This window comes from Erwinia sp. B116, from assembly GCF_002865965.1.
Taxonomy (GTDB): Bacteria; Pseudomonadota; Gammaproteobacteria; order Enterobacterales; family Enterobacteriaceae; genus Erwinia.
Map to the genome: position 1 here is coordinate 1 of NZ_JRZZ01000060.1, position 10,302 is coordinate 10,302.

Below are 10,302 nucleotides of genomic sequence, written 5' to 3' on the forward strand. Positions count from 1 at the left end.
TCACCGTTCATCGTTCATCGTTCATCGTTCATCGTTCATCGTTCATCGTTCATCGTTCATCGTTCATCGTTTATCAGTCATCATCAACGTCGCTATTATCAGGTAGCGAGACTTTAGCGATCGCCTTTAATCAGCCGCCAGATCATCAGCAACATTGCCACCAGGACGATCCCGGCTGCCGCGAGGTAGATGGCGTCGACGCCCTGTCTGGCGATCAGCAGGCCGGCCAGCGGCCCGGTCAGGCCGAGGCCGCAGTCGAGAAAGGCGGAGTAGAGGCCCAGCGCGGAGCCCTGGTTCTGCGGTTTTACTTTGCGGATCGCCTCGACGCCCAGCGCCGGGAAGATCAGCGAGAAGCCGCAGCCGGTGAGGAACGCGCCAAGATCGACCTGCCAGACGCTGCCCGCCTGCCAGATTAGCAGCAGGCCGGCGCACTCCAGCATAAACGACAGCAGCGAGACGCGGATGGCGCCAAAGCGGGTGATGGTGTTGTTGAACAGCAGGCGCATCAGGATAAAGCCGCAGCTGAAGAGCGTGAGCGCAAAGGCCGCGCCGTTCCAGCCGTGTTCGCTGAAGTAAAGGGTAATAAAGGTGGCGATGGTGCCAAAGCCGACGGTGCCGAGGCCGAGGCACAGGCCATACAGCCAGATTTTGCCGAACACTTTGCTGAACGGGATGCGTTCGCCGACCGCAACCTGTACCGCCGGGCGGCGTCCGGCCAGCCAGTAGCCGAAGGCCGCCATCAGCATAATCAGCGTGGCGAAGCCGGGGATACCGGCCAGCGCGGTGAGCATGACGCCCAGCGGTGCGCCCAGCGCCATTGCAAGGTAGGTGGCCACGCCGTTCCATGAGATCACCCGCGCGCTCTGGGTGCTGCCGACCACGTTAATGCCCCACAGAATCGATCCGGTAGCGGTCAGGCTTTCGCCAAAGCCGAGCAGTACGCGCCCGGCGGCCAGCAGCAGCAGGCTGGTCAGCGGCGAGGCGTTAAGCCAAATCGCCAGCAGGGTCAGCAGCCCGCTGCCGCCGCACAGTACCAGCCCGACCCTGACCACTTTTTTTGGCCCGAGCAGGTCGGCATAACGCCCGGCCTGCGGGCGGCTGACCAGCGTGGCGAAGTACTGCAGGCTGATGATCAGCCCGGCGATAAAGGAGCCGTAACCCAGTTGGTTATGCACGTAGCCCGGCAGCACCGCCAGCGGCAGGCCGATCGACAGGTAACAGAAGAAGGTGAACACCACCACGGAGATAATGCGTTTGTTCAGTTGAGCAGAGGTCAGTGCAGCCGGTGCGGACATAAAGCGGAGCCAAAAACAGGATTAAGTAATCCACTATCATACCCTTAGCGTGCTAACAAAGCCTGCAAAGTTTGGCGACAAGTTATTACTATATATTGGGACAGAACGTAGGGACGCTGAAGCCGTGGCTTGCAGCTAACAGCCTGGCTGCGGATTGGGTGCCGGGGTTCGCGGTATGGAGTCAGAACGCCGGGACGCTGTAGCTATGGCTTGCAGCTAAAAGCCTTGCTGTGGGTTGGGTGCCGGGGCTCGCGGTATGGGGTCAGAACGCCGGGACGCCGTTAATGTATTGCAGCCCGAAATCCGGGCTGCAATACATCATCCGTCCATGGAGGCTCGGACGGCGCGTCCTGCGCCGTACGCCCGGCTAACCTGTCCCCATACCGCGAACCCTCCACGCAGCCGTTTCGCTGTTAGTAAAAGCAAACAGGGTTTGTTGATTTCACCGGTATTACATTAGTTTTCGAGCCGTCTTCCATTTTCTTAAATTGGCTTGAATATCCGCTGGCAATAAAGATATTCAGGCGTAAATTAGTTTTGTCGACACCCGTCGATATCAGAATTGGCGTTCTGATAACAGAGCAATGAGCGAGGGCGTTCTTGACGTCTTCCTGGCACAATCTCCCGGCTTAATTAAGCCGGGGAGGATTTGCGTCAGAATCATCATTTTCTCTGTGGCGAATGCCTGTTCTTTCTGGCAGATCTGAGAATACGAGTTTCTGACGTCAGTCCCGTATACAGAAGAGACGACATCATGATCAGAAAGACTATTTCTAATGAGACAGTTATCACCACTGTTTCAGCGCAATATCCAGCCACCTCTTTAAACGGAGGTGCAAAATGAACTACGGAATTTCCGATTCAGCCAGCCTGGACGATACCGAATTATGCGATCAGTGCCGGGCGCTGGCCTACGCGATAACTGAACTCCGTCAGCCGATAACGCGCGATGTACTCATGTGGATCCTGGTAGAGAAAATCGAGATGCTCAGCCTGCGCTTCGAAGATGAAAGTAGCATACTACCCGCAATCCCGGCTCTCACAGCGATCCACTAACGGACAAAAAACAGCCAAGAACACCTCACTAACAGCCACATGACTGCCAGAGCGAACGCCGCTACAAAAGCAACACACCCCACAGCGACTCAGCAGCTCAAAGGCAATCGGGGATATCCGGATAAGCGGACTGTCAGCGCCCATGGATGGGCGATGCCAGGGCCCCATGGATGGGTTTACGGCGTGTCCGCGTTCCGGATATCCCCGATACGCCCGGCCACGGTTCCCGAAGCGACTGACCGACAGCCACGTAATAACCCGACATGTCTGCTACCGCACCCGCAGCAACTAATCCACAGCAACCCAATAGCAACAAGTAAACGCACAGCGATAAAAGCAACTCACCCAACAGCGACTCAGCAGCTCAAAGGCAATCGGGGATATCCGGATAAGCGGACTGTCAGCGCCCATGGATGGGCGATGCCAGGGCCCCATGGATGGGTTTACGGCGTGTCCGCGTTCCGGATATCCCCGATACGCCCGGCCACGGTTCCCGAAGCGACTGACCGACAGCCACGTAATAACCCGACATGTCTGCTACCGCACCCGCAGCAACTAATCCACAGCAACCCAATAGCAACAAGTAAACGCACAGCGATAAAAGCAACACATCCAACAGCGATGCGATACCCCGATTCAGTACACCTCGGGCACAATCATCCCTTCCGGCACCGGGCTGCGACGATACTCATCGTGGCGCTCACGCTCCGGCAACGTAATCGACTTCGGCGCGGCATCCTCATACGGCACCTGACGCAACAAATGGCTGATGCAGTTCAGACGCGCCTTCTTCTTATCCACGCCCTGCACCACCCACCACGGCGCCTCATCAATATTGGTGCGCTCCAGCATCTCCTCCTTCGCCTCGGTATACTCCTCCCAGCGACGGCGGCTCTCCAGATCCATCGGGCTCAGCTTCCACTGCTTCAGCGGATCGTGAATACGGCTCAGGAAACGCAGCTCCTGCTCCTCATCGGTAATCGAAAACCAGTACTTCACGATCTGAATCCCGCTGCGGGTCAGCATCTTCTCAAACTCCGGCACGCTGCGGTAAAACTCCTCCACCTCCTGCTCGTTACAAAAGCCCATCACCCGCTCAACGCCCGCGCGGTTATACCAGCTGCGGTCAAACAGCACCATCTCACCGGCGGCCGGCAGATGGGCAATATAGCGCTGGAAATACCACTGCGTGCGCTCGCGATCGTTAGGGGCGGGCAGGGCGGCCACCCGGCAGGTGCGCGGATTCAGACGCTGGGTAATGCGTTTAATCACCCCACCTTTACCCGCCGCATCGCGCCCCTCGAAAATAATCACCAGCCGGTGGCCGGTACGCATCACCCAGTCCTGCATCTTCAGCAGCTCGCCCTGCAGACGCAGCAGCTCGCGGAAATAGTACTTACGCCACGCCTTCTCGTCCGGCGCCATCTCGCTGCCGTCGCCGAATCGAATGTCGTCAAGCTCCATCTCCAGCTCCTCATCGTAGCTGTCGTAAAACTCCTGCAACAGACGCTGGTGGAAATTTTCTGATTTAAATTCATTGCCTTGCATAGACATGATCGGGCTCCGGAATCAAAGGCACCGTTGGGGTGGCGGTGGTGCACCGCAGGGATGAAAAAAGTTACCCTTGGTAATACGCAGTTTGTGTGACAGAAAAATGACGGCGTCGGCGGGAATTTGCGCAAACGGTGCCGCCTGTAACAAAAACGTCATCAACCTGCGGCAGGATAGAGCCATTGCCGTCACCTGCCCCGCCGGGTACCCCTATGACCGAACGCCTGCCGCTGCTGCGGCAAAAAACTGACTTCAGTGACGATGTTTCCGGATTGATTTACGGCTATCGGTTTATCAGCGAACAGCCGCCCCAGGTACTGACGGTGCAGCAGTGTTGCGAAGCCTGGCAAGGCCCGCAGCAGGAGGGCAACTTCCTCTGGCTGCACGTAAACCTCAACCACGCCGCCGCGCCGCGCTGGCTGAAAACCCATTTCGCCGTCGATGATGATTTCTTTGATGAGATCCAGCACGGCTCGCACAGCACCCGCATTGAACGGCAAAACGACGCGCTGATGGCGGTGCTGAACGACGTCAACTTCGACCCGCGTGAAAGCGGCGAAGAGAACGCTACGCTGTGGATCTGGTGCCGCGACGGGCTGGTGGTCAGCGCACGACATAAACCGGTGCGGCTGGTCGAGCAGCTGCAGCGCCGTCTGCCCGAACTGGGGCTGCGATCTTCCACCGAACTGCTGGCCCAGCTGCTGGCGGAGCAGGAGGATCTGCTGGGGCTGATCGTGCGCCAGTCCAGCCTTTACGTCGATCGGATCGAAGAGCGCCTGCTCGGCCAGCACAGCAAAAGCAACCGCGCCGAGCTGGGGCGGCTGCGCCGCACGCTGATCCGCTACCAGCGCCTGCTGGCCCCGGAGCCGGCGGCGCTGTTTCGCCTGCTCAACCGGCCGCCGGCCTGGCTGCACTTCAGCGTGGTACAGGAGCTGCGCCAGTTCACCGAAGAGTTCACCGTGGTGCTGAACGACCTCAACGGCCTGACCGAACGCATCCGCCTGCTGCAGGAAGAGGTCACCGCGCAGCAGCTGGAGCAGAGCAACCGCACGCTGTTTACCCTGACGCTGATCACCGTGCTGGCGCTGCCGATCAACCTGGTGGCCGGCTTCTTTGGCATGAACGTCGGCGGCGTACCGCTGGCCAACAACCCGCACGGCTTCCTGCTGCTGGTGCTGCTGGTCACGCTGTTTACCGTCGCGGCGGCCTGGCTGGTGCTGCGCAGGCGCGATAAAGAGTGATGAGGCGTAGGCGGATTACCCCGATTGCCCTGTAAATTTAAGTCGCTGTCTCTAAGTCCCATTTGATGCCGATCAACAGGATTTGGCCAGATTAAGGTAAGAACGCAATCCTGATCACTGGCCTGGATATCGATTATTGCTGGCTGCAGATTAGATTAAGACCTGGACCTGGACCTGGACCTGAATTGAGGTTTGGATTTTTTGACTTATAAAACAGCGACTAAACAGTCTGAGGGGGAGGCCGTTGGGGGGACAGGTTAGCCGGGCGTATGCCGCAAGGATGCGGCATCCGAGCCCCCAGGGAGGGGTTCACGGCGACCCGGCGATCTGCCCGCCAACGGCCGACCTTGCACCAGGGCATACAACGATGCCCTGGCAGTTAAGTCTTTACTTCGGCTGGCTGTAGACCGGGCCAGGCTGGGTCAGGCCCTGAATGGCCGGAGCGGCAGTCTGATCGGCTGGTGCAGCGTCGGTTGCCGCAGGCTGTGCAGCATCCGTTGCAGGCTGAGCCGCTTCAGTGGTTACCGGCTGAGCGGCATCGGTCGCGGCCGGGGCCACCACGTTAGCGCCTTCGGTGGTCACCGGGGTCATTGGCTCCTCTTTCGGCAGCGCGCCATCCTGCTCCGGCACGGCGACCGGCTGGGTGATGTTCTCATCCGCCGGACCGTTAACCTTCACCGGCATACCGGAGCGCAGCTTCAGCGCGTCTTCCATCGCGGTAGTGTTGACGCTGGCGTCGCTTACCACCTTGTTAACCGCCGCGCTCAGCGTCAGCGGCACCGGCTCACGGGATTTAAACTGCTCTTCGGTCTCGGACAGCGGATTGTGGATCTCGACGTAGCGCGAACCGTCCGGCTCAACCGAGGCCTTCACCGGCTGGTCGATAAACTGCACGCGGGTGCCGACCGGCACGTTGTCGAACAGCCACTTGATGTCGTCGGCGCGCAGGCGCACGCAGCCGTGGCTGACGCGCAGGCCGATACCGAAGTTGGCGTTGGTACCGTGGATGGCATACAGGTTGCCGATGTAGAGCGCGTACAGGCCCATCGGGTTATCCGGGCCGGCCGGGAACACCGGGGCCAGGGTCTCACCGCGCGCGGCGTACTCGGCGTGCATCTTTTTGGTCGGCGTCCAGGTCGGGCCGTCTTTCTTACGCTGAACGGTGGTGGTCCAGTTCACCGGGGTATCTTTACCCAGTTCGCCGATGCCGATCGGCAGCACTACCACGGTTTTCTTGCCTTTCGGGTAGTAGTAGAGGCGCATTTCGGCGCTGTTGATCACGATGCCCTCACGCGGCGCATCCGGCAGCAGCAGCTGCTGAGGAATGATCAGTTTGCTGCCCGCCTTCGGCAGGTAAACGTCCACGCCCGGGTTGGCTTCCAGAATATTGCTCAGCCCCATCTGATACTGGGCGGCAAAGGCTTCCAGAGGCAGCTTGCTGTCCTCAGGAATGGTGATTTCCAGGTTCTCTCCGGTCAGGCGGCTGTTAGCCGGCGGCAGGGGATAAACCACGGCAAAGGCGGAGTGGCTGACTGCCGCTGCGGCAAGAAACAGGGTGACAAACGCACGAATGGTCTTTTTCATAAATTCAGGTGTAGCGCCATGTAGACTGTTGATAAACGACCCAATCCGGCCTTTAAGGCCGGTTGCGCATTATATGTGCATTATTGCGTCAGGGGAAACCTGGATTTATCCTGCTGAACTATCTTTACGCTCAACTGTCGCTAAAGTCAGCAGTTCGCCGCCCCCGGGGCGGCTTTTTCAGGGCTGCCACTGCGGATCCTGATTGTCCAGGCGGCGGTTGAGGAAATAAGCCGCGCTGATCAGCGCCAGATGGGTTAGCGCCTGCGGGGTGTTGCCCAGCGCGTGCCCGCGGCTGTCGAACTCTTCGGCAAACAGCCCCAGCGGGTTGGCGTAGCTGAGCAGCTTCTCGAACTCAAAGTGGGCCTCCTCCAGCCGGCCGGCGCGTGCCAGGCACTCCACGTACCAGAACGAGCAGGCGGCGAACGCCCCCTCATCCCCCTGCAGCCCGTCGGCCGGGGTCTCTTCAACGTTATAGCGCCGCACCATGCCGTCGCGCACCAGATAGCGTTTGATGGCGTCCAGCGTCGCCAGCCAGTCCGGGTCGGTGGCAGCGACGAAGCGTACCAGCGGCATCAGCAGCATCGAGGCGTCGACAAACCTGCCGTTCTGCGTGGCGACAAAATGGCCGCGCTCCGGGCACCAGAAATTGTCCCAGATATCCTGGCGGATGGCGTCGCGCGCCTCGCGCCAGCGTTCGGCGGGCATCTGCAGCGAGCGTTTTTCACCGAGGCGCAGCGCGCGGTCCAGCGCCACCCAGCACATCAGCCGCGAGTGCAGGAAGTGCTCCGGTTCACCGCGCATCTCCCAGATGCCGGCGTCCTTCTGCCGCCAGTGATCGGCAACGTAGTCAATCATCCGGCAGACGTGGTTCCAGCCGCGCTGCGAAATCGCCTCACCGTACTTGTTGGCGAGGTAGATGGCGTCCATCAGCTCGCCGTAGATATCCAGCTGGGTCTGCCGCCAGGCGTCATTACCGATGCGCACCGGGCGTGAACCGGCGTAGCCGGCCAGGTGGGGCAGCTCGCTCTCGTGCAGCTCGGTGCTGCCGTCCAGCCGGTACATTACCTGCAGTTTTTCGACGTCGTGATGGCTGTTCTCCACGCAGCGGCCGACCCAGTGGGTAAAGCCGCGCGCTTCGTCGACGTAGCCGAGCCGCATCAGCGCGTACATGCTGAAGGAGGCGTCGCGGATCCACGCGGCGCGGTAGTCCCAGTTGCGCTCCCCGCCCAGCTCCTCCGGCAGCCCGAAGGTGGCGGCGGCGGCGATCGAGCCGTGCTGCCAGGAGGTCAGCAGCTTCAGCGTTAAGGCCGAGCGGTTGACCGCCTCGCGCCAGCGGCCACGGTAGTCGCTCTGCGCGCTCCAGCGCCGCCAGTACGCCAGGGTGTCGTGGAAGCAGAGGTCGTTATCGTCATCATCAAGGTGCGCATCGTCGGCGCTGCCGAAAATAAACTCGCGGCTCTCGCCGGCCTGCAGGGTGAAGCGCGCCACCGCCGCGGCCTCTTCCAGCTCAAACTCCACGTCGCCGGTCAGCCGCAGGCCGGGCTGGCCGTCGGCGCGAAACAGCACCGCACCGGGCTGCAGGGTAGCGCGGGTTTCAGCGCGGGCGTAGTCGTGCACCGGATTACAGCAGAGCTGAATAGTGGCGCTGCCGTGTACCACGTGGATGCGGCGGATGATGCGCGGCAGGCGGTCTTCCTGCTGACAGATCGGCATATAGTCGGTCACCTCGACCACGCCGGCGTCATCCAGCCAGCGGGTCTGCAGCAGGTTGGACTCCGGCAGGTAGATCTGCAGGCGGCGGGCGTCAGGCCAGTCGGGGCTGAGGCTGAACACGCCGGCGTCGTCGTTGTCCAGCAGCGCGCTGAACACCGACGGGCTGTCGAGGTTGGGCCAGCAGAGGTAGTCGAGGGTGCCGTCGTTGGCGATCAGGGCGCAGGTGCGCAGGTCGCCAATCACACCATGATCTTCTATTGCACGTTTTACCTTTTTCATCGTGTTTCCTGAAGGAGTGGTGTTGAGGGCGTCACCTAACTATAGCCAAAAATAAGCCGGCAATTTTTGACGCCTTCAGGAAACGGCGTGGATCAGTCGTGCAGAAACTGCGCCTGCAGGGTGGCCTGCAGCGCCAGCATCGCCTGTTCGGCGTGCTGCATATGCGCGCGCATGATGCGTTCGGTGGCCGTGGCGTCGCCGCGGCGCAGCGCCTCGATCAGCTGATACTGATAGTCGATCCCCTGGCGGCGATCCACCGGTTCGGGCTGCTGGTAGATGTCTTTGCACACCGCCAGATCCTTCAGCAGCCGCTGCAGAAAGCGGCAGAAGAACGCCAGCAGCGGATTCGTCGAAAAACCGGCCACGACATGATGAAAGTCCAGCTCGGCCATGCGCTGGTCCCAGCGCTCCTGTTCGTCGGCAGGAGGGTGGTCGTAAATGCGGATCAGCTGATGCAGGCGGCTGAAGCCGGCCTCATCAATCTGCCCGATGGCGCTGACCGCCACCTGCGGCTCCAGCACCTTACGCAGCGCATAGATGTGTTCGATGCTCAGTTCGCGGGTAAACAGATAGTTGCCCAGCAGGCTCATCGCCCGCGCTTCCGGCACGCTGTCGATAAAGGCACCGCCGCCGGGGCCGGTGCGGGTGCGGATTAAGCCTTCGGCTTCCAGCGCCTTAAGCGCCTCGCGCACCGTGCTTTTGCCGGCGGCAAAGCGTTCGGTCAGTGCCTTCTCCTGCGGCAGGCGGTCGCCGGGCAGCAGGTTATCGTCAATAATGCTCTGCTTAATGGCAGCGATAATTTCATCGGTGCGTTTGCGCCTGCCGCCTTCCGGCAGGCGTGATGAGATGTCGGACATAGTTACCTGTCTGTAGTACCGTTAATCGTGCCGTTTATCACGCAGTCGGCTGCGCAATAAACGGCACAAACGTCGTGCGGCCAGGGCAGGCGAAAAACGCTACGCCTGCACCCTGCGGCCGGGCGCGCTGGCCAGCAGCTGGCGGGTGTAGGGGTGTTCAGGAGCGCTGAACAGCGTGTCAGTCGTGGCGCACTCGACGATAGTACCAGAATTCATTACCGCCACGCGGTCGGCGATCGACTCGACCACCGCCAGATCGTGGCTGATAAACAGGTACGACAGGTTAAATTCGGCCTTCAGATCTTCCAGCAACAGCAGCACCTGCGCCTGCACCGACACGTCCAGCGCGCTGACCGGCTCGTCCAGCACCAGGATCTGCGCTTCGGCAGCCAGCGCGCGGGCAATCGCCAGCCGCTGCGCCTGGCCGCCGGAGAACTCGTGCGGGTAGCCGTGCAGCGCGTCGGCGGGCATCCCCACCGCCGCCATCAGCTGGCGCAGGCGTGGCGGGCAGGCCGATGCGCCGTAGCCGCACAGCCGCCGCAGCGGCACGCTGAGCTGCTGGCCGATGGTCCTGCGCGGGTTGAGCGAGGCAACCGGGTCCTGAAACACGTACTGGATGGTTTTGCCAAACGCCTGCACGCCGCGTCGGGCCAGGCGCGCGGCATCCTCGCCCTGAATGCGCAGCGTGCCGGCGGTCGGCGTTTCCAGCCCGACCAGCATCCGCGC

At 61.1% G+C, this 10,302-nt stretch carries 8 protein-coding genes; 2 read left to right on the forward strand and 6 right to left on the reverse strand.

Annotated features, from left to right (window positions below):
• Nucleotides 1-113: 113 nt before the first annotated feature.
• Nucleotides 114-1,295 carry an MFS transporter gene (locus NV64_RS21520; protein ID WP_101506740.1) on the reverse strand — a complete coding sequence of 394 codons (1,182 nt, stop codon included), beginning with the start codon at nucleotides 1,293-1,295 and terminating at the stop codon, nucleotides 114-116.
• 840 nt (nucleotides 1,296-2,135) lie between these two features.
• Here NV64_RS21520 and NV64_RS21525 point away from each other — a divergent pair.
• Nucleotides 2,136-2,351, forward strand: a complete 216-nt coding sequence (locus tag NV64_RS21525; protein WP_233209069.1) for a hypothetical protein — start codon at nucleotides 2,136-2,138, stop codon at nucleotides 2,349-2,351.
• A 636-nt stretch (nucleotides 2,352-2,987) separates the two neighbouring features.
• Here the strand turns inward: NV64_RS21525 and ppk2 are convergent.
• On the reverse strand, nucleotides 2,988-3,905 hold the full coding sequence (gene ppk2 / locus NV64_RS21530) for a polyphosphate kinase 2 (protein ID WP_056237098.1): 918 nt from the start codon (nucleotides 3,903-3,905) through the stop codon (nucleotides 2,988-2,990).
• Nucleotides 3,906-4,114: 209 nt separating this feature from the next.
• Between ppk2 and NV64_RS21535 the strand changes: the two genes are divergently transcribed.
• Nucleotides 4,115-5,143, forward strand: coding sequence for a transporter (locus NV64_RS21535; RefSeq protein WP_056237097.1), 1,029 nt, complete (start codon nucleotides 4,115-4,117; stop codon nucleotides 5,141-5,143).
• Nucleotides 5,144-5,530: 387 nt separating this feature from the next.
• On the opposite strand, the gene NV64_RS21540 is transcribed toward NV64_RS21535, so the two are convergent.
• The 4 genes from NV64_RS21540 to NV64_RS21555 form a co-directional block, all read right to left on the reverse strand.
• Nucleotides 5,531-6,727 (reverse strand): L,D-transpeptidase family protein, encoded by a 1,197-nt coding sequence (locus NV64_RS21540; RefSeq protein WP_056237095.1) that lies wholly within the window; start codon nucleotides 6,725-6,727, stop codon nucleotides 5,531-5,533.
• A gap of 177 nt (nucleotides 6,728-6,904) precedes the next feature.
• Nucleotides 6,905-8,719: a glycoside hydrolase family 15 protein gene (locus NV64_RS21545; protein WP_101506741.1), complete on the reverse strand. Its 1,815-nt coding sequence runs from the start codon at nucleotides 8,717-8,719 to the stop codon at nucleotides 6,905-6,907.
• 92 nt (nucleotides 8,720-8,811) lie between these two features.
• Nucleotides 8,812-9,576, reverse strand: a complete 765-nt coding sequence (locus tag NV64_RS21550; protein ID WP_056237092.1) for a FadR/GntR family transcriptional regulator — start codon at nucleotides 9,574-9,576, stop codon at nucleotides 8,812-8,814.
• Between the two features lie 99 nt (nucleotides 9,577-9,675).
• On the reverse strand, nucleotides 9,676-10,302 hold a 627-nt coding region (locus tag NV64_RS21555; protein WP_101506746.1), incomplete at its 5' end, for an ATP-binding cassette domain-containing protein.

What these genes read in the sequence shown, in the direction of transcription:
- NV64_RS21545 (WP_101506741.1), bottom strand. Translation starts at nt 8,719, where the DNA reads ATGAAAAAGGTAAAACGTGCAATAGAAGATCATGGTGTGATTGGCGAC.
- NV64_RS21550 (WP_056237092.1), bottom strand. Translation starts at nt 9,576, where the DNA reads ATGTCCGACATCTCATCACGCCTGCCGGAAGGCGGCAGGCGCAAACGC.
- NV64_RS21520 (WP_101506740.1), bottom strand. Translation starts at nt 1,295, where the DNA reads ATGTCCGCACCGGCTGCACTGACCTCTGCTCAACTGAACAAACGCATT.
- ppk2 (WP_056237098.1), bottom strand. Translation starts at nt 3,905, where the DNA reads ATGTCTATGCAAGGCAATGAATTTAAATCAGAAAATTTCCACCAGCGT.
- NV64_RS21540 (WP_056237095.1), bottom strand. Translation starts at nt 6,727, where the DNA reads ATGAAAAAGACCATTCGTGCGTTTGTCACCCTGTTTCTTGCCGCAGCG.
- NV64_RS21535 (WP_056237097.1), top strand. Translation starts at nt 4,115, where the DNA reads ATGACCGAACGCCTGCCGCTGCTGCGGCAAAAAACTGACTTCAGTGAC.
- NV64_RS21525 (WP_233209069.1), top strand. Translation starts at nt 2,136, where the DNA reads ATGAACTACGGAATTTCCGATTCAGCCAGCCTGGACGATACCGAATTA.